15 protein-coding genes are annotated in these 19,425 nt (G+C 74.2%); 11 read left to right on the forward strand and 4 right to left on the reverse strand.

Features of this window, described 5'->3' with window-relative positions; genetic code table 11:
- Positions 1-41 precede the first annotated feature (41 nt).
- Complete coding sequence (locus ATL31_RS10475) at positions 42-2,267, forward strand: putative bifunctional diguanylate cyclase/phosphodiesterase (protein WP_143598377.1); 2,226 nt, start codon at positions 42-44, stop codon at positions 2,265-2,267.
- 30 nt (positions 2,268-2,297) lie between these two features.
- Here the strand turns inward: ATL31_RS10475 and ATL31_RS10480 are convergent, their stop codons facing one another.
- Both ATL31_RS10480 and ATL31_RS10485 read right to left on the reverse strand, forming a co-directional pair.
- Positions 2,298-3,560: a DUF2157 domain-containing protein gene (locus ATL31_RS10480; RefSeq protein ID WP_101395720.1), complete on the reverse strand. Its 1,263-nt coding sequence runs from the start codon at positions 3,558-3,560 to the stop codon at positions 2,298-2,300.
- A gap of 152 nt (positions 3,561-3,712) precedes the next feature.
- Positions 3,713-4,708 carry an aldose 1-epimerase family protein gene (locus ATL31_RS10485; RefSeq protein WP_211284009.1) on the reverse strand — a complete coding sequence of 332 codons (996 nt, stop codon included), beginning with the start codon at positions 4,706-4,708 and terminating at the stop codon, positions 3,713-3,715.
- Positions 4,709-4,866: 158 nt separating this feature from the next.
- On the opposite strand from ATL31_RS10485, the gene ATL31_RS10490 reads away from it, so the two are divergent.
- The 4 genes from ATL31_RS10490 to ATL31_RS10505 all read left to right on the forward strand — a co-directional run bounded on the left by ATL31_RS10490 (position 4,867) and on the right by ATL31_RS10505 (position 9,518).
- Positions 4,867-5,337 carry a hypothetical protein gene (locus tag ATL31_RS10490; RefSeq protein WP_211284010.1) on the forward strand — a complete coding sequence of 157 codons (471 nt, stop codon included), beginning with the start codon at positions 4,867-4,869 and terminating at the stop codon, positions 5,335-5,337.
- Entirely contained in the window at positions 5,334-6,002 is a 669-nt protein-coding gene (locus tag ATL31_RS10495; RefSeq protein WP_245862261.1) for a gluconate 2-dehydrogenase subunit 3 family protein, read from the forward strand. The genes ATL31_RS10490 and ATL31_RS10495 overlap by 4 nt, the downstream gene beginning before the upstream one ends.
- Complete coding sequence (locus ATL31_RS10500; RefSeq protein ID WP_101395723.1) at positions 5,999-7,636, forward strand: GMC family oxidoreductase; 1,638 nt, start codon at positions 5,999-6,001, stop codon at positions 7,634-7,636. The genes ATL31_RS10495 and ATL31_RS10500 overlap by 4 nt, the downstream gene beginning before the upstream one ends.
- 88 nt (positions 7,637-7,724) lie before the next feature.
- A complete protein-coding gene (locus tag ATL31_RS10505; RefSeq protein ID WP_101395724.1) occupies positions 7,725-9,518 on the forward strand; it encodes a thiamine pyrophosphate-requiring protein in 1,794 nt (597 codons plus the stop codon).
- Positions 9,519-9,580: 62 nt separating this feature from the next.
- Here the strand turns inward: ATL31_RS10505 and ATL31_RS10510 are convergent, their stop codons facing one another.
- Positions 9,581-10,732 carry an enolase C-terminal domain-like protein gene (locus tag ATL31_RS10510; RefSeq protein ID WP_211284011.1) on the reverse strand — a complete coding sequence of 384 codons (1,152 nt, stop codon included), beginning with the start codon at positions 10,730-10,732 and terminating at the stop codon, positions 9,581-9,583.
- A gap of 177 nt (positions 10,733-10,909) precedes the next feature.
- Here ATL31_RS10510 and ATL31_RS10515 point away from each other — a divergent pair, with 177 nt between their 5' ends.
- Both ATL31_RS10515 and ATL31_RS10520 read left to right on the forward strand, forming a co-directional pair.
- Positions 10,910-11,395, forward strand: a complete 486-nt coding sequence (locus ATL31_RS10515) for a MarR family winged helix-turn-helix transcriptional regulator (RefSeq protein ID WP_245862264.1) — start codon at positions 10,910-10,912, stop codon at positions 11,393-11,395.
- 92 nt (positions 11,396-11,487) lie between these two features.
- Complete coding sequence (locus ATL31_RS10520; RefSeq protein ID WP_101395725.1) at positions 11,488-13,290, forward strand: acetyl/propionyl/methylcrotonyl-CoA carboxylase subunit alpha; 1,803 nt, start codon at positions 11,488-11,490, stop codon at positions 13,288-13,290.
- Between the two features lie 66 nt (positions 13,291-13,356).
- On the opposite strand, the gene ATL31_RS10525 is transcribed toward ATL31_RS10520, so the two are convergent.
- A complete protein-coding gene (locus tag ATL31_RS10525) occupies positions 13,357-14,778 on the reverse strand; it encodes an NAD(P)H-quinone dehydrogenase (protein ID WP_101395726.1) in 1,422 nt (473 codons plus the stop codon).
- A 79-nt stretch (positions 14,779-14,857) separates the two neighbouring features.
- Between ATL31_RS10525 and ATL31_RS10530 the strand changes: the two genes are divergently transcribed.
- From ATL31_RS10530 to deoC, 4 genes are all read left to right on the forward strand, one after another.
- Entirely contained in the window at positions 14,858-15,709 is an 852-nt protein-coding gene (locus tag ATL31_RS10530) for a purine-nucleoside phosphorylase (protein WP_245862266.1), read from the forward strand.
- On the forward strand, positions 15,706-17,379 hold the full coding sequence (locus tag ATL31_RS10535) for a phospho-sugar mutase (RefSeq protein ID WP_101395728.1): 1,674 nt from the start codon (positions 15,706-15,708) through the stop codon (positions 17,377-17,379). Before ATL31_RS10530 ends, ATL31_RS10535 begins: the two co-directional genes overlap by 4 nt.
- Before the next feature lie 334 nt (positions 17,380-17,713).
- Positions 17,714-18,286: a hypothetical protein gene (locus ATL31_RS10540; RefSeq protein ID WP_101395729.1), complete on the forward strand. Its 573-nt coding sequence runs from the start codon at positions 17,714-17,716 to the stop codon at positions 18,284-18,286.
- A gap of 129 nt (positions 18,287-18,415) precedes the next feature.
- Positions 18,416-19,405 carry a deoxyribose-phosphate aldolase gene (gene deoC, locus ATL31_RS10545; protein WP_101395730.1) on the forward strand — a complete coding sequence of 330 codons (990 nt, stop codon included), beginning with the start codon at positions 18,416-18,418 and terminating at the stop codon, positions 19,403-19,405.
- Positions 19,406-19,425 lie beyond the last annotated feature (20 nt).

The raw sequence follows: 19,425 nt of genomic DNA on the forward strand, positions 1-19,425 counted from the left end.
GCCCGCGTCCTGGTCGTGCACCTCGACGAGGGAGTGCCGTGATGGCCCGACGCGGACAGACCCGCCTGCGCACCACGGCGACGGTGGTCGGCACGGTCCTGGTCGTGGTCCTCGAGATGGCGCTCCTCACGGGGGTCTGGCACCTCGGTGACGCCCTCGACCGGCAGCGCGAGGCCGCGTCCGCCCTGTCCGGCACGCTCGGCTCCCTGACGCCGGCCTCGGCCGAGGGCGCCACGAACACCGTCGACCGCGCGGTGCAGGCGCTCGTGGCGGCCGGGGTCGACACGACGCCGGGGACCGCCGGGGCCGCGCTGGTCGACAGCGCGCGCGCGTTCCGCGCCGACCCGTCCGACCCGGCGGCGCTGGCGTCGCTGCGCGTGGCCGACGACGCTGTCGCGGCCGACCTGCGGGCCGCCACCAGCGCCCGCGGATGGGCGGCCCTCGCCCTCCACGCCGCCCTGCTGATCATCGCCTCGCTGGGCTGGTTCGTCTGGTTCCGCCGGCTCGTCGACCGCCACCGCGAGATGGAGCACCGCCTGACCGCCCAGCACGTCGTCGACCAGCGCGAGCGGCGGCTGCTGGCCCTGGTGCAGAACAGTGCCGACCTGGTGGTCCTGGTCGAGCCCGACGGCACCGCGTCCTTCGTCACCCCGTCGGCCGCGACGATGCTGGGCCGCCACCCCGAGGCCCACACCGGCCGCCCGCTGGGCCACCTGCTCGGCGAGGGCGCGGTGGAGGTGCTGCGGATGGTGGGCATCGGCCGCCAGGGCGACCAGACGGTGCGGGTGCGCCTGGTCCACCAGGACGGGCGCGACCTGGTCGCCGAGGGCACCCTGACCAACCTGCTCGACGAACCCGCCGTCGCCGCCTGGGTGCTGACCCTGCGCGACGTCACCGACCAGCACAGCCTGGCCGAGGAGCTCGCCCACCAGGCCTTCCACGACTCGCTGACCGGCCTCGCGAACCGTGCCCTCTTCTGCGACCGCCTCGACCACGCGCTCCGGCGGCAGGGCGGCGGCACCGCGGCGGTGCTGTTCTGGGACCTCGACGACTTCAAGCTGGTCAACGACACCCGCGGGCACTCCGTCGGCGACCGGCTCCTCGTGGTGGTGGCCGACCGGCTGCGCGGCGCCGTCCGGCCCTCCGACACCGTCGCCCGGCTGGGCGGCGACGAGTTCGCGGTCCTGATGGAGGACGTCGACGAGAGCTGGGCCGTCACCGTCGCCGAGCGCGTGCTCGAGGCGCTGGCCGAGCCGGTCGAGATCGACGGCACCGTGTGGACGGTCCGCGCCAGCGTGGGCGTCACCACCTCCCGCACCGGCGAGGCGTCGGGCGAGGAGATGCTGCGCGACGCCGACATCGCCATGTACTGGGCCAAGGAGCACGGCAAGAGCTCGGTCTCGGTCTACGACACCGCCCGCCAGGCCGCCTCGCTCGAGGTCATGGCCCTGCAGAACGAGCTGCAGCGCGCCATCGACGGCGGCGAGCTGGTGCTGCACTTCCAGCCCACGATCGACCTGGCCTCGCGCACCGTCACCGGCTTCGAGGCGCTCGTGCGCTGGCAGCACCCCGAGCGCGGGCTCGTCGGGCCGGCCGAGTTCATCCCGATGGCCGAGCGCTCGGGCCTCGTGGTCCCGCTCGGGTCCTGGGTGCTGCGCGAGGCGTGCCGCGCCGCCGTGACGATGGGCGAGGGCGACGACGCGCCGTCGATGGGCGTCAACGTCTCGTCGCAGCAGCTGGTCCGCCCCGGCTTCGTCGAGGAGGTCGCGCGGGTGCTGCGCGAGTCGGGCCTGCGCTCGCAGCGGCTCGTGCTCGAGGTCACCGAGTCGGTCCTGCTCGACGACTTCGAGGCCGCCGAGCGCGCCCTGAACGGCCTGCGCGCCATCGGGGTCTCGATCGCCATCGACGACTTCGGCACCGGCTACAGCTCGCTCAGCTACCTCTCGCAGCTGCCGGTCGACATCCTCAAGGTCGACAAGTCCTTCATCGACCGGGTGTGCGCCGAGGACCACTCGGCCTCGGTGACGCTGGCCATCCTCGAGATGAGCCGCTCGCTGCGGCTGCAGACGGTCGCCGAGGGGGTCGAGACCCTCGAGCAGGCCGCCTGGCTCGAGGAACGGGCCTGCGGCCGCGGCCAGGGCTTCCTCTGGTCGCGCCCGGTACCGCTGGCCGACGCCCGGGCCCTCCTCCTGCGGCCGCTCGAGGACCCCGCCGACGTCGGGCCCGAGGACGACGCGGCCGACGACGCCGAGGCCGTCACCGCCTGACCCCGCCACCGGGCCGGCGAGGGGGGCGGCTCAGGCGCGGGCCGCACGCCCCTCGCGCACCACGCGGCGCCGCCCGCGGTCGGCGAGCACGCCGGTGCCCAGCAGCACCACCCCGACGGCCAGGAACAGCACCGAGCCGGATAGCACGGGGGCGAAGACCGCGAACGCCTGGGTGGTCGTGAAGACGACCAGCGCAGCGGTCGCGAGCCAGGTGAGCCGGTCGGAGTCGCGCAGGCCGCCGAGCACCGCGGTGCCGCTGGCGACGGCGAGGTAGGCCACGACGGTGACGACGGCCCGCACCCAGTCACCGCCGGTGAGCTCCCCGGTGCGCAGGGCGCCGCTCGAGGGTCGCCACAGCGCCAGCACCACCACGAGGGCGAGGACGGCCGTGGCCAGCCCGACCTCGAGCCGGTCGAGCCGGTCGCCGGTGAGCACCCCTGCGACCGCCACCACCAGCGCGACGGCCACGACCACCCACACCGAGGCCGGCGTCCCCCGGTCGGGGGCCCCGGAGCGCAGCGCCGCCACGAAGAGCGCGCCCAGCCCCAGGCCGGCGCCGACCTCGCGCCAGGGCACGGCGAGCGCCCGCCGCGCGTGGTCCGGGAGCCGGTGATGCAGCGCCCCCACGGCCACCGCCAGCAGCGCCGCGGCCGCGACGCCCAGCGTCACGCCCGACCCGTCGTCGTCCTCCTCGGCCCACCTCGACAGCAGCCAGAACGTGGCGAGCAGGACCCCGAGGACGGTCGGCCCGACGGCGACCCACACGTACGCGTGCACGAGGGCGCCGAGCGCCCACACCCCCACCAGCGTCGGGTCGTCCAGCGACAGGCCCAGGGTCTGGGCCGCCTGGAAGACCGCGGCCCCGAACGCCCCCGCGGCGAGCAGCCGGACGGCGCCGACGACCGGGGACGCGACCCCGCCCGCGCGGGCCCGGCGCCGCGCCAGCGCCTCGGCCGCCACGACCAGCCCGACCCAGAGCAGCACGACCAGGACCAGGCGCAGCGCGAGCGAGAGCGCGTCGAGGTTGGCCACGACCAGCCAGATGAGGCCGAGACCCACGAACAGCGCCCCGAGGGTGAGCACGATGCGCACCAGGGTGACGCGGCGGTGGGCGACGTAGCGGCCGCGGATGGCGCGGGCGGCGACGTCGTCGACCAGGCCCTCGGCCCGCCAGGCGCCGAGCTGGTGCTCGAGCCAGGCCAGCTGCGCCGGGGTCGCCGGGTGCCGCAGCTCCGGCCCGGCCCCGTCGTCGGGCACCGGCGGCAGTGACGTGGTGGTGGGTGGCGCGGACATCGCGGCCTCCTCGTGACGAGCGGGCCCCGGGGCGGGTCCACCTCCAGTGTCCTGCGTGCCCGGGCCGGGCACCAGGGCCGGGCCCTCTCCCCGCCGGGGCCGGCCCGTGAGGTGCGGCACACCGGGGCGCGCGGCGGCCTGGGCGTCCCGGCTCAGGCCCGGCGGGCGCCCCCGTCGCCGCGCCGCGCGAGCGACACGCCCCACGTGGCGCGGAAGGTGTCGCCCGGGTCGAGCCGGGCCACCCCGATGCCGCTCTGGAACGCGTTGGGAGGGCCGGTCATGGGTTCCGCGCCGAGACCGCGGCGCCGCCGGTCCGGCGCCAGGGTGTCACCGGTGAAGATCTCGACCACGGGGTAGGCCCGGTCGACCCACAGCCCCACGACCTCGCCGTCGGCGCTCTCGAGGCTGACCCACGCCCGGCCCCGCTCGTCGCGCCGCAGGTCGGTGAAGGCGTCGTCGACCGCGAGGTCGCCCAGCCGCCGCCCCTCCCGGAAGTCGTACGCGGTCCCCGTGACGTCCTCGCGGCCGGTGGGCAGCTGGCGCTGCGGGTCGGTGAGGATGCGCGTGCTCGCCTCCAGCCGCAGGGTGCAGTCGTCGACCAGACCGTCCGCCGGTGCGAGATACGGGTGCTGGCCGCACGCGTAGGGGGCGGGGCGGTCCCCGAGGTTGGTCGCCGACGTCGTGACGCTCAGCCCCTCGTCGTCGAGGCGGTAGCCGACGCGCACTCCCAGCGTGAAGGGGTACCCGGGCCGGGGGAAGAGCGTGGTGCCCATGACCACGTGCCCCTCCTCGTGCGTCACACAGCTCCAGGGCTGCCAGCGCAGGAAGCCGTGGATGGCGTTCCCCTTCTCCGGCTCGGTCAGCGGGACCTGGTGGTCCTCCCCGTCGAAGCGGTAGCGCCCGTCACCGAGCCGGTTGGGCCACGGCACGAGCGGCGCGCCGTGGGCTCCGTCGCACATCTGGTCGAGGGCGTACGGCTGCAGCACGTCACGGCCCCCGACCTCGTACGCGCGGATGCCGCCCCCGACCTCCACGACGGTCGCGTGCTGGTCCCCGTGGGTGATCGGGTACTGGGCGCCGGACGGCGGGATGCCGCCGGCCGACCCCGGCGGCGTCGGGGCGGGGTCGGGCCGTCGGCCGGTGCTCACGGGTGCTGTCTCTCTCTCGGTCGTCACCGGACCAGTGTCCCCTTTAGTTGCGTAAACGCAAACATTTGCCATATGGTTGCACTAACGCAATCAATGCTGCGCCATGACATCCGGGACACCGGGGGCCGGGCGTCAGCGAGCAACCGAGAGGACCGGGGATGGCACCAGCTCCTGCATCCGACCTGACGACCGAGCCCGTCCTGCACGGGATCGACCGCATGGTCCGCAACATCGAGACCGGGCGCTTCGAGCGCAGCCTGTCGGCGCTGACCGCGGCCGGTGCCCTGGTCGCGGCCGTCGAGATCTTCTTCGAGCACGACTCCGCCAGCTTCGGCAACAAGCTGATGTGGGTGCCGGTGGCGATGGGCCCGGTCGGGGCGGCCGCCGGCATCGCCGGGTTCTTCAGCCGCCGGATGGCCAAGACGGCCCTGCCCGTCGCCTCGGCCGCCATCGTCGTCGTCGGCGTGCAGGGGGTCTACCTGCACGCACGGGGTATCGCCCAGAAGCCGGGGGGATGGCGCAACGCGCGCTACAACCTCGAGATGGGTCCGCCGCTGCTGGCCCCGCTGCTGGTCACGATGGTCGGTGGCATGGGCCTGCTGGCCGCCGTCCTGCGACGCGAGCAGTGACGCGGCCCCCCGGTGCGGGCCCCTCCCGCACCAGCGGCGCCCCGCCCGTGCGGTTCCCCGGGTACGACGTCCTCGAGCAGAGCGGCCACTGGGACGCGGTGACGTCGGGCGTGGTGCTCTCGCGCGTCGGCATGCCGCCCGACATCCGCTTCTTCACCCCGGCCGAGCAGGCCGTGGCCACCGCGCTGTGCGACCGGCTGCTGGGCCAGCCCGACGAGGACGACGGGACGGGCTCCCGGGTGCCGGTCGTGAACCTCATCGACGCCCGGCTGGCCGAGCACCGTACCGACGGCTGGCACTACCACGACATGCCGGCCGACGGCCAGGCGTGGCGCGACACCCTCGCCGGCCTCGACGCGGACGCGCAGGAGCAGTACGGCTCCGGCTTCGCGACCTGCACCCACGACGAGCAGAGCGCGCTCATCCAGGCCGTGCAGGACCGCGGCTCGGACGCGTGGCACGGGCTCCCGGCCGGGCACGTCTGGAGCCTCTGGACGCGGTACGCCTGCACCGCCTTCTACTCCCACCCCACCGCGTGGAACGAGATCGGCTTCTCCGGGCCGGCCTACCCGCGCGGCTACAAGAACATCGGCGTGGACCGGCTCGAGCCGTACGAGGTCCACGACGCCATCCCGTCGGACGACCCCCTGCGGAGGACGCGATGAGCTCCGTGCGCGACCGGAACGAGTCGGCGTGGCTGCTGCCGGCCGACGGCACCCGGACCAACCACCGCCTGCGGCACGACATGCGCCGCTTCGACGACACCGACGAGGTCGACCTGGTCGTCGTGGGCTGCGGGGCCGGGGGCTCGACGATGATCCAGCGGCTGGCCCGGGCCGGGTGGCGGGTGGTGGCCCTGGACGCCGGCCCGTTCTGGGACCCCGACACCGACTGGGTCAGTGACGAGGCCGGGTCGCACCACCTCTACTGGACCGAGCCGCGGGTCATCTCAGGGTCGGACCCGGTGCCCCTGGGGTCGAACAACTCCGGCCGGGGCGTCGGCGGCTCGATGGTGCACTACGCCGGCTACACCCCCCGCTTCCACCCCAGCGACTTCGAGACCTACACCCGCGACGGGGTGGGGGCCGACTGGCCGATCGACTACGCCGACCTCAAGCCCTACTACGAGGCCATCGAGGAGGAGCTCCCGGTGGCCGGCGAGGAATGGCCCTGGGGCGACCCGCACTCCTACCCCTACCGCCCCCATCCGGTCGGCGGCAACGGCGAGATCTTCCTGCGGGGCGCCGAGAAGCTCGGCGTGACCGCCAAGGTCGGCCCCGTCGCCATCGTCAACGGCCGGTTCGGCAACCGGGCGCACTGCATCTACCGCGGCTTCTGCCTGCAGGGGTGCAAGGTGAACGCGAAGGCCTCGCCGCTCATCACGCACATCCCCGATGCCCTCGCGCACGGCGCCGAGGTGCGCGCCAACGCCATGGTCACGAGGATCGAGATCGACGAGCGCACCGGCCGGGCCACCGGGGTGCACTACGTGCGCGACGGGGTGGCGCGGTTCCAGCGGGCCACCATGGTGGCCGTCGCCGGGTACTCGATCGAGACCCCCCGGCTGCTGCTCAACTCGGCGTGCGACCGCTTCCCCGAGGGGATCGGCAACGACTTCGACCAGGTCGGCCGCTACCTGATGGTGCAGGGCGCTCCGCAGACCGCCGGCCGGTTCGACGCCGAGGTACGCATGTACAAGGCGCCGCCCCCCGAGGTCAGCACCGAGGCGTTCTACGAGACCGACCCCAGCAAGCCGTACCAGCGGGGCTTCTCGATCCAGACCGTGTCGCCACTGCCCATCACGTGGGCCGAGCACATCTCGGCCCAGGGCCACTGGGGGTCCGACCTCCGGGAGTACATGAGCGACTACGTGCACTGGTCGTGCCTGGGCGCGCTGTGCGAGTTCCTGGCGCAGCCGGACAACCGCGTGACCCTGTCGGACGAGAAGGACCGCCACGGGCTGCCGGTCGCGCACTTCTCCTACTCCCAGTGCGACAACGACACCGCCCTGATGAAGGCCGCCCAGAGCGTCATGGAGGACATCCTGCACGCCGCCGGGGCGGACGAGGTCATCACCATCGACCGCTACGCCCACCTCGTGGGCGGTGCGCGGATGGCGGCCGACGAGGAGCACGGCGTGGTCGACGCCGACTGCCGCACGTTCGCGGTCCCCAACGTGTACATCACCGACGGCAGCGTGCTGCCCACCCAGGGCAGCGCCAACCCGGCGCTGACCATCATGTCGGTCGCCGCCCGCGCGGCCGACCGACTGGCCCGCGGCGCCCGTAACGGCACCTGACCACGCGTCGCCGTTCGCCGGTGGCCGTGGCCGCCGCGACGGGCACCACCACCGAACCCGACCGGGTTCACGGATCCAGGAGGAGCGCATGGCATCACCGAAGGTCTCCGACCACCTGTTGCAGCGCCTGCGGGAGTGGGGCGTCGACCACGTCTTCGCCTTCCCCGGCGACGGCATCAACGGCATCATCTCGGCGTGGGGGCGGGCCGAGAACCAGCCGATGTTCGTGCAGTCACGGCACGAGGAGATGAGCGCGTTCGAGGCCGTCGGGTACGCCAAGTTCACCGGCCGCCTGGGCGTCTGCATGGCCACCTCGGGCCCGGGCGCCATCCACCTGCTCAACGGCCTCTACGACGCCAAGCTCGACCACGTCCCCGTGGTGGCCATCGTGGGCCAGACCAACCGCTCGGCGATGGGCGGCTCCTACCAGCAGGAGGTCGACCTGCTGACCCTGTTCAAGGACGTGGCCAGCGAGTACGTGCAGATGGTCACCGTGCCCGAGCAGCTGCCCAACGTGCTCGACCGGGCCATCCGGGTCGCCCTGGCCGAGCGTGCCCCCACGGCCATCATCATCCCCGCGGACGTCCAGGAGCTCGACTACTCGCCGCCGACGCACGAGTTCAAGATGGTGCCGTCGAGCCTGGGCACCGCGTGGCCCACCGTCGCACCCGACGACGCGGCCGTCCTGAAGGCCGCCGACCTGCTCAACGCCGGTGCCAAGGTCGCGATCCTGGCCGGTTCCGGAGCACGCGGCGCCCGCGCCGAGCTCCAGGAGGTCGCCGAGCTGCTCGGCGCGGGGATCGCGAAGCCGCTGCTCGGCAAGGACGTGCTCTCGGACGAGCTGCCGTACGTCACCGGCTCGATCGGCCTGCTGGGGACGCGGCCCAGCTACGAGATGATGATGGACTGCGACACCCTCCTCACCGTCGGGTCCAGCTTCCCGTACACCCAGTTCCTCCCGGCGTTCGACCAGGCCCGCGCGGTGCAGATCGACCTCGACGCCAAGTACATCGGGATGCGCTACCCCTACGAGGTCAACCTCGTCGGTGACGCCGCGGCCACCCTCCGGGCCCTCATCCCGCACCTGCACCGCAAGGAGGACCGCTCGTGGCGCGAGACCATCGAGTCCAACGTCGCGCGCTGGTGGGACGTGATGGCGCGTGAGGCCGACGTCTCGGCCGACCCGGTCAACCCCCAGCGCCTCTTCGCGGAGCTGTCCCCCCGGCTGCCGGACGACGCCATCGTCACCGCCGACTCGGGCTCGTCCGCCAACTGGTACGCCCGCCAGCTGAAGTTCCGCGGCGACATGCGCGGCTCCCTCTCGGGCAACCTGGCCACCATGGGCCCGGGCGTCCCCTACGGCATCGGGGCGAAGTTCGGCTGCCCCGAGCGGCCGGTGATCGTGTTCGCCGGCGACGGCGCCATGCAGATGAACGGGATGGCCGAGCTGATCACCGTCAAGCACTACTGGGAGACGTGGAGCGACCCCCGGCTCGTCATCGCGATCCTGCACAACAACGACCTGAACCAGGTCACCTGGGAGCTGCGGGCGATGGAGGGCTCCCCGACGTTCGTGGAGTCCCAGTCGCTGCCCGACGTCGACTTCGCGGCCTTCGCCGCGAGCCTCGGCCTCCAGGCCATCACCGTCACCGACCCCGACGAGCTCGGGGCGGCCTGGGACCGGGCGCTGAGCGCCGACCGGCCCACCGTCCTGGACGTGCACACCGACCCCGACGTGCCGCCCGTCCCCCCGCACGCCACCTTCGAGCAGATGAAGGACGCCGCCGAGTCGATCCTCAAGGGTGATGCCCACGCCTGGGGCGTGGTGAAGGAGGGCGTCAAGACGAAGGTGCAGGAGCTCCTGCCCGGCGACGGGTACTGACCCGCTGAGCCGCGCGCACCGAAGCCGCCGTCCCCACCAGGGGGCGGCGGCTCCGGTGGTCCTCAGGCGCTGACGCGGTGGCTCTCGGCGTCGGCGCGCCTGAACGTCAGACCGTGACCCGGCGCGTGCGGGTCCGGCACCAGGACACCGCCGCTGGGGTCGAGGGTGCCGTCGAAGAACATCGACTCGATGCGGACGTGGTCGTGGAACCACTCGAGATGGCGCAGGTTCGCGACGGCGGCCGCGACGTGGACGTGCAGGTGGGGGGCGCAGTGGCCGGACACGTCGAGGCCGGAGGCCGCGGCCAGGGCCGCGACCCGCAGCCACTCGCTGATCCCGCCGCACCGTGAGGCGTCGACCTGGAGGCAGTCGACGGCGCCGGCCCGGCACATCCGGGCGAAGTACGCGAGGTCGGTGCCGTACTCCCCCGCCGTGACGTCCGGGGCGACCGCGGCGCGGACCTCGGCGAGCCCGTCGAGGTCGTCGGACGACACCGGCTCCTCGAACCAGTGCACCCCGAGGTCGGCGGCCGCGGCCATCATCCGGACCGCCTGCTTGCGGCCGTACCCCCCGTTGGCGTCGACGAAGAGCTCGACCTCGTCGCCGACGACGTGGCGCGCCTGCCGCATCCGGGCCAGGTCGCGGTCGGGTCGCTTCCCCCAGGACTCCCCGATCTTGATCTTGACGCGAGGGATCCCCTGGTCGACCCAGCCGGTCAGCTGCTCGGTCAGCCGGGACTCGTCGTAGGTCGTGAACCCCCCACTGCCGTAGACGGGCACCCCGTCGTGCACGGCGCCGAGCAGCCGATGGAGCGGGAGACCGAGCAGCCGGGCCTTGAGGTCCCACAGGGCGACGTCCACCGCGGAGATCGCGTAGGAGGCCAGCCCGGGCCGGCCGATGTTGCGCACCTGGCGGATCATCGCCTGCGACAGTCCGGCCACGGCCATGGCGTCGCCGCCCACGACCACCGGCGCCAGCACGTCGCGGACGAGGGCCGCCGCCGCCGCCGGCGCGTACGTCCACCCCACCCCGCGTCGCCCACCCGCGGCGACCTCGACCACGACGACGCCCGTGGAGTCCCAGGCGAGGGTCCCGTCGGCCTCGGGCGCGTCGGTGGGGACCGCGTAGGCCGCGACCTCGACCGACGACACCAGCGGGCCGGGTGCCGCGTCACCCCCGTCGGGCGCGGGACGGGCGGACTCGTCGTGGGTCACGGGCGTCTCCCTCCTGGTGCTACCGTGCTCACGATAGTTATAGCGCAATGATTGCTGTTACGCAGCCCTTGAGCCCCCTGATCCTTACGACGGGCCCGCGCGGCGGCTGCCATACTGCGGTGGCTGGACCGGGTGCCCGACACGGGGCGGTCGCTGCACAGGAGGGACACACCGGGAATGGAAACCACGGAGCAGGACGAGGAGCGGGCCCAGGTCGACGCCGTGATGCGGGCCTCGCGGGTCCTGGTGTCCGTCGTGGCACGCTCGATCGCCGAGGTCGAGGACCAGGTCACCCTGGTGCAGTTCCGCGTCCTGGTCGTCATCGCCGGCCACGCCCCGCTCAACCTCAGCGAGGTCGCGCGCCACCTCGGAGTGCATCCGTCGAACGCCACCCGCATGGTCGACAAGCTCGTCGGCGCGGGGCTGGTGGAGCGCACGGACCGGCCCTCCGACCGGCGCCACCTGGCCCTCACGCTGAGCCCCGCCGGCCACGAGCTGGTCCAGAGGGTGATGGGTTTCCGCCGTGAGTCGATCCTCGCCATCATGAGCGCCATGCCGGCCTCGCGCCGTCGCACGCTGGCGTCGGCGCTGGAGTCCTTCGCCGTGGCCGCCGGCGAGCCGCCGGAGGGCGAGGAGGCGTTCATCCTCGGTCTGGCCACCTGACCCCTGGCGTCCCGGGGCCGCGGTCCGGGGTGTGGCCCACGTCGCCCACCGGCACCCGGAGACGAGCGCGTCGGGCCGCTAGAGTCCGAGCCATGCCGATCAGCAAGGTCCTCATCGCGAACCGGGGAGAGATCGCGGTGCGCATCGCCCGCGCCTGCAAGGACTCCGGGGTCGCCTCCGTCGCCGTCTACGCCGACCCCGACCGTGACGCCCTCCACGTCAAGGTCGCCGACGAGGCCTACGCCCTCGGGGGGTCCACGCCCGGCGAGTCCTACCTGCTCCAGGACAAGCTCATCGAGGTGGCGCGGCAGGCGGGCGCCGACGCCGTGCACCCCGGCTACGGGTTCCTCGCCGAGAACGCCGAGTTCGCGCAGAAGGTCATCGACGCCGGCCTCACCTGGATCGGGCCCGGCCCCGAGGCCATCGACAGCCTCGGCGACAAGGTCAAGGCCCGCCACATCGCCCTCGCGGCCGACGCCCCCCTCGTCCCCGGGACCAAGGATCCCGTCTCCGGGCCCGACGAGGTGGTCGCGTTCGCCCAGGAGCACGGGCTCCCGGTGGCCATCAAGGCGGCCTACGGCGGCGGCGGCCGCGGCCTGAAGGTCGCCCGCACCCTCGAGGAGATCCCCGAGCTGTTCGACTCCGCGGTGCGCGAGGCCGTCACCGCCTTCGGGCGCGGCGAGTGCTTCGTCGAGCGCTTCCTCGACCACCCGCGCCACGTCGAGACCCAGTGCCTGGCCGACCAGCACGGCACCGTCGTCGTGGTGTCGACGCGCGACTGCTCGCTCCAGCGCCGCAACCAGAAGCTGGTCGAGGAGGCGCCCGCGCCGTTCCTCACCGACGAGCAGCACACCGAGCTCCTGCGCGCGAGCAAGGAGATCCTCCGCCGGGCCGGCTACGTCGGCGCCGGCACCTGCGAGTTCCTCGTCGGGCCCCAGGGCGACATCAGCTTCCTCGAGGTCAACACCCGCCTCCAGGTGGAGCACCCCGTCTCCGAGGAGGTCACCGGCCTCGACCTCGTGCGCGAGCAGCTGCGCATCGCGAACGGCGAGCGCCTCGAGGACCGCGACCCCGAGCCGCACGCGCACTCCATCGAGTTCCGCATCAACGGCGAGGACGCCGGGCGCGGCTTCCTCCCGGCGCCGGGCACCGTGACCCGGATGGTCGTGCCCCAGGGGCCCGGGGTCCGCTGGGACGCCGGCATCGTCGAGGGCGACACCGTGGCCGGGGCGTTCGACTCGATGATCGCGAAGCTCGTCGTCACCGGCCGGACCCGCCAGCAGGCCCTCGAGCGGGCCCGCCGCGCCCTCGACGAGCTCGTGGTCGAGGGGATGCCGACCGTGGTGCCCTTCCACCGCAAGGTCGTGGCGGACCCGGCGTTCGCGCCGGCCGACCCCGACCAGCCCTTCACCGTCCACACCCGGTGGATCGAGACCGAGTTCGACAACGACATCGCGCCCTACGCCGGCCCGAGCGCCGACGCCCCGGAGGCCGAGGAGCGCCGGAGCGTCGTCGTCGAGGTGGGTGGCAAGCGGCTCGAGGTCTCGCTCCCGGGCGGCCTGTCGCTCGGGGTCGGTGGCGGCTCGGGGGGCGCGGTGGGCGCGTCCCGCAAGAAGGCGCCCCGGCGCACCGGCCGGTCCGCCGGCGGCGCGGCCGCCTCGGGCGACTCCCTGACCGCCCCCATGCAGGGCACCATCGTCAAGGTCAGCGTCGAGGAGGGCGCCACCGTGGCCGCCGGCGACCAGGTCGTCGTCCTCGAGGCCATGAAGATGGAGCAGCCCATCACGGCGCACAAGGCGGGTGTCGTCAGCGGGCTCAGCGCCGAGGTCGGCGCGACCGTCACCAACGGCGCGGTCATCTGCGAGATCAAGGACGCCGAGGGCGCCGAGGGCTGACCACGCCCGGACCGGAGGACGACCGCCCCGGCGAGGGGCGACCGGCTCCGGCCGGAGTCGGCGCGGTCAGCCGCGCACGTGCAGGCGGCGGGCGGCCTCGGCCACCGAGCCCGACAGCGACGGGTACACGGTGAAGGTGGAGGCCACCTGGTCGACGTTCAGCCGGTGCTGCACGGCCAGCGTCACCGGGAAGATCAGCTCGGAGGCGCGCGGGGCCACCACCACGCCCCCGACGACGGCGCCGGACCCCTTCTGCGCGAACAGCTTCACGAACCCGTCGCGGATGCCGAGCATCTTGGCCCGCGGGTTGCGGGCCAGCGGCAGCATCAGCACCTCGGCGTCGACCCGGTGCTCGTCGACGTCCTTCTGGGTGATGCCGACGGTGGCGATCTCGGGGTCGGTGAAGACGTTGGCCGAGACCACGCCGAGGTTCAGCGGGGCCACGGCGTCGCCGAGGGCGTGGGACATCGCGATGCGGCCCTGCATCGCCGCCACCGACGCCAGCGGGAGCACGCCGGTGCAGTCGCCCGCGGCGTAGACGCCCCGCACCGAGGTGCGCGAGACCTTGTCGACCGCGATGTGCCCGGACGGCAGGAGGTCGACGCCGATCTCCTCGAGCCCGATGCCGCGGGTCTGCGGGACCGAGCCCACGGCCAGCAGGGCGTGGGTGCCGGTGACCTCGCGGCCGTCGACCAGCCGCACCAGGACACCGTCGGCGGTGCGGCTGACCGACTCCATGCGCGAGCGGCTGAGCACCTCCATCCCGCGCTTGCGGAAGACGTCCTCGATGACGGTGGCGGCGTCGGGGTCCTCGCCCGGCAGGACCCGCTCGCGGGACGAGACCAGGACGACCTCGGAGCCGAGCCCCAGGTAGGCCTGCGCCAGCTCGGCGCCGGTGACGCCCGAGCCGACCACCACGAGCCGCCGGGGCAGCTCGCGCAGGTCGTAGATCTGCTGCCAGGTGAGGATCCGCTCACCGTCGGGCACGGCGGTGTCCATGACCCGCGGCGCGGCACCGGTGGCCACCAGGACGACGTCGGCGGTGAGCTCCTCGGCCGCGCCGCCGTCCTCCTCGGGCTCGACCCGCACGGTGGTGGGCGAGGTCAGGGACGCCGCGCCGGCGACGGTGCGGATGCCGACCTCGGCGAGGCGGGCGGTGATGTCGGCGCTCTGGGCCGCGGCCAGCGACAGGACGCGGCGGTTGACCTCGGGCAGGTCGGCGACGGCGTCGGAGACCTCGTCGCCCTCCTGGTCCTCGAGGTGCACGCCGAGGTCGGCCGCGGTCTCGAAGTCGCTCATGTAGTCGGCGGTCGAGATCAGGGTCTTGCTCGGCACGCAGTCGGTGAGCACCGCGGCCCCGCCGATGCCGGTCCGCTCGACGACGGTGACCTCGGCCCCGAGCTGGGCGGCCACCAGGGCGGCCTCGTACCCCCCGGGGCCCCCGCCGAGGATGACGACTCTGCTCGACCGCGCGTTCACGGGTGCCATCCAACCATCCGCGCGGGCGCCCCCACTCCCGCCGCCCCACGGTGTCGCCCGCCTCGGGGCGCCTCGCTACGCTCTCCCGGTGACCGACACCGCCGCCGTCCACGACCTCACCGACCCGGCCGCCGACCCGTTCGCGGTCGCCGAGGCGGCCGCCGCCGTCATCCGCGAGCGCACCGGGGTCGAGCGTCACGACGTCGCCCTCGTGCTCGGCTCCGGCTGGGGGCAGGCGGGCGACCTGGTCGGCGAGACGCTGGCCACGATCGAGAACACGGACGTGCCCGCCTTCGCCAAGGCGGCCGTCGCGGGCCACAGCGGCACCCTGCGCTCGGTCGCCATCGGCGACACCGGCCGGCGAGCCCTGGTCTACGGCACCCGCACCCACTACTACGAGGGGCGGGGCGTGCGTGCGGTCGTGCACGGCATCCGCACCGCCGCCGCCGCGGGCTGCACCACGGTCGTCCTCACCAACGGCTGCGGCGGCCTGCGGCCGGAGTGGTCCCCCGGCACCCCCGTGCTGATCAGCGACCACATCAACCTCACCGCGGCCACGCCGCTCGAGGGCGCGACCTTCATCGACCTCACCGACCTGTACTCGCCGCGGCTGCGGGCGCTGGCCCGGCAGGTGGACGGCAGCCTCGACGAGGGCGTCTACGTGCAGTTCCGCGGCCCGCAGTACGAGACCCCGGCCGAGGTGCGGATGGCGCGCACCCTGGGCGGCGACCTGGTGGGGATGTCGACGACGCTCGAGGCGATCGCGGCCCGGCAGGCGGGGCTCGAGGTCCTCGGCATCTCGCTGGTCACCAACGCGGCCGCCGGCATCTCGCCGACCCCGCTCAGCCACCAGGAGGTCATCGAGGCCGGCCAGGCCGCCGCCGAGCGCTGCGGCCGCCTCCTCGCCGACGTCGTCGGGCTGATCGGCGCCGGGGCGTGACCGGCACCGCCTCCTCCCCCGACGCGCTCGTCGCCGCCGCCCGCGCCTGGGCCGCCGACGACCCCGACCCGGCCACCCGCGCCGAGCTCGAGGGCCTGGCGACACGCGCCGGGGCCGGTGACGCCGCCGCCGTCGCCGAGCTGGGCGATGCGATGTCGGGGCTCCTCGAGTTCGGCACGGCCGGGCTGCGCGGCCGGCTGGGGGGTGGCTCGCACCGGATGAACCGGGCCGTGGTCATCCGGGCCGCCGCCGGGCTGACCGCGTACCTGCACACGCTCACCCGCCAGCCGTTCGTCGTGGTCGGCTACGACGCGCGCACCAACTCCGACGTCTTCGCCCACGACACCTGTGCCGTCGTCACGGGGATGGGCGGGCGCGCCGTCGTGCTCCCCCACCCGCTGCCGACCCCGGTGCTCGCGTACGCCATCCGCCACCTCGGCGCCGATGCCGGCGTCATGGTCACCGCCTCGCACAACCCGCCCGAGGACAACGGCTACAAGGTCTACGTCGGCGACGGATCGCAGATCGTGCCGCCCGTCGACGGTCTCATCGCCGCCGAGATCGCCGCCGTCGCGTCGGTGGCGTCGGTGCCGCGGGCCGACGACGGCTGGGAGACCCTGGGCGACGACGTGCTCGAGGCCTATCTGGCGGATGCCGCCGGCGTCGTGGCCACCGACGCGCCGCGCGAGCTGACGGTCGTGCACACCGCGCTGCACGGGGTCGGCTCCGAGACGGTGCGCCGGGCCTTCCTGGCCGCGGGCTTCGCCGAGCCGATCCCCGTCGGCTCGCAGGCCGAGCCCGACCCGATGTTCCCCACCGTCGCGTTCCCGAACCCCGAGGAGCCCGGCGCCATGGACGCCGCCCTCGAGCTGGCCGAGCAGACCTCCCCCGACGTCGTCATCGCCAACGACCCCGACGCCGACCGGTGCGCGGTGGCCGTGCCCGGCACCGGCGGCTGGCGGATGCTGCGCGGCGACGAGGTCGGCGTCCTGCTGGGCGCGCACGTGCTGGAGCGCGCAGTGCCCGACGGCGCGGTGTTCGCGAGCTCGATCGTGTCGTCACGGATGCTGGCCGCGGTGTGCGCGGCGGCCGGGGTCCGCCACGAGGAGACCCTCACCGGCTTCAAGTGGATCGGACGCGTCGAGGGGCTGCGCTACGGCTACGAGGAGGCGCTGGGGTACTGCGTCGACCCGGCGCACGTGCGCGACAAGGACGGCGTCACCGCCGCCCTGCTGGTGGCCGAGCTGGCCGCCGGGCTCAAGCAGCAGGGACGCACCGTCGCCGACCGCCTCGACGATCTGGCCCGCGAGCACGGGGTGCACGCCACCGACGCGTTCTCGGTGCGGGTCGAGGACCTCTCGCTCATCGGGCGGGTCATGGACCGGCTGCGGGCGCAGCCGCCGACGACGCTGGCCGGCGTCGAGGTCGACCGCACCGACGACCTGGCCCGCGGCGACGGCGGCCTGCCTCCGACCGAGGGCCTGCGGTACCTGCTGGCCGACGGCTCGCGCGTCATCGTGCGCCCCTCGGGCACCGAGCCGAAGCTCAAGGTCTACCTCGAGGCCGTCGAGCCGGTCGCGGACGACGCCGACCTGGCGGGCGCCCGGCGCCGGGCGGGTGGGCGGCTGGCAGCGCTGCGGGCGGCGCTGGCGGAGCTCACGAGACCCTGACCACCGGTGTGCCTCGCCCCCGGGGCCGGCCGGACCTCGGGGGGCTGACGCCCCGCGGCCGGGAGGGGGCGGCGGGCGGGCCGGACGACGCCCAGGGGCCCCTGACCTGCGTCTCGACCGGCGCCGTCGACGACACCGCGTGTCACTGATGTGACCGAAGCGGCCACTGGGAGGAGCGGTGTGCCCTAGGTTGGACAGAGGTCGATCCACGGGTGTGGCATTCGCCGGCCGGCGGCAGCCGCATCGGGGACGTCCTACGGGGGTCTCGCCTCCCCTCCCTCATAGCGACCGCGATGTCCCTCCGCGTTCTCACGTGCCGAACGAAAGATCCACCATGCCTCTCGACGCTCGCCCGACCCTGCCCTCCACCGCCCGGCCGACGCGGCGCTCCGTCGCCCGCGGCGCCGCCTGGGCCATGCCCGTCATCGCGGTCGGCGCGGCCGCCCCCGCGCTCGCCGCGTCCCCCGGCGCCTGTCCGAGCCTGCCGGCGTTCTCGGACGCCGAGGGGTGGACGCTCGACGTCACCGGATCCGGCGGCGGCGAAGCGTCGTTCGTGAACGGCGCGTTCTTCATGAACACCGACCCCGACCCGGGCCAGACGGTCACGGCCACGGCCTCGCACGCCCTCGACGTCGTCTCGGGCCGCTCGTACCAGTTCTCGTACTCCTACGAGGCGTTCACCGGGTGGAACACCCCGATGGCGCAGGAGCTCCTCGTCGACGGCGTCCCGGTCGCGGGCTCCCGCTACGACACGAACTCCAGCGGCGACAGCGGCAGCCGCTCGGTGGTCTGGGTCTCCCCGACCACCGGCACCGTGACCTTCTCGGTGCGCGACTCCATCACCTACGACGGCAACGTCTACGGCGACGACATCACCGCCTACCCGATCACGGTCACCTGCCTCTGAGCGGGCCCGACCGCCTCCGGACCGGGGCGCACCGACCGGCAGATCCTGCCGTCGGGGCGCCCCGTTCCTCGTCACCGCTCACCCCCGCCACGGGTGACCGCCCCGTCCGGGCGCCCGTAGACTCCCGGGGTGAGTACCGCCACCGACGCCGACCCCGCGGCCCGCGCCCGCGACCTCCTCGGGGTCTCGCGCCTGACGAACTCGGCCCTCACCGGTTGGCTGCACGGCCTGCCGGGCGTCGACCAGGTCGGCTGCGAGGCCCGCGCCGCCGCGCTGTCGACGCGGTCGGTCAAGACCACGAGCAAGGCCTGGGCCATCGACCTCGCCATCTCGATGATCGACCTGACGACCCTCGAGGGGGCCGACACCCCGGGCAAGGTCCGGGGCCTCGCCACCCGGGCGCTGGTGCCCGACCCCAGCGACCTCTCCACCCCGAGCCCGGCGGCGGTGTGCGTCTACGGCGACATGGCGGGCCTGGCCCGCGAGACCCTCGGCGCGTCCGGGGTCAAGGTCGCGGCCGTCGCCACCGCCTTCCCCAGCGGTCGCGCCAGCCGGGCCGTCAAGCTCGCCGACGTCCGTGACGCCGTGGGCAACGGCGCCGACGAGATCGACATGGTCATCGACCGCGGCGCCTTCCTGGCCGGCGACTACCTCACCGTCTTCCGCGAGATCGTCGAGACCAAGGAGGCCTGCGGCGGCGCGCGCCTCAAGGTGATCATGGAGACCGGCGAGCTCGTCACGTACGACAACGTGCGCCGCGCCTCGTGGCTCTCGATGCTGGCGGGCGGCGACTTCATCAAGACCTCCACCGGCAAGATCTCGCCGGCGGCGACGCTGCCGGTGACGCTGACGATGCTCGAGGCCGTGCGCGACTGGCGCGAGGCCACCGGCGTCCAGGTCGGCGTGAAGCCGGCCGGCGGCATCCGCACCAGCAAGGACGCCATCCGCTACCTCGTGACCGTCAGCGAGGTCGCCGGCGAGGACTGGCTCGACAACCACTGGTTCCGCTTCGGCGCCTCGAGCCTGCTCAACGACCTCGTCCTCCAGCGGCAGCGGATGGCCACCGGCGCCTACTCCGGTGCCGACTACGTCGCCGACGACGCCCCCAGCGGCTACTGACCCCCACGACGCAAGGACAG

Origin of the sequence: Phycicoccus duodecadis (assembly GCF_002846495.1) — a bacterium.
GTDB classification, from domain to species: Bacteria; Actinomycetota; Actinomycetes; order Actinomycetales; family Dermatophilaceae; genus Phycicoccus; species Phycicoccus duodecadis.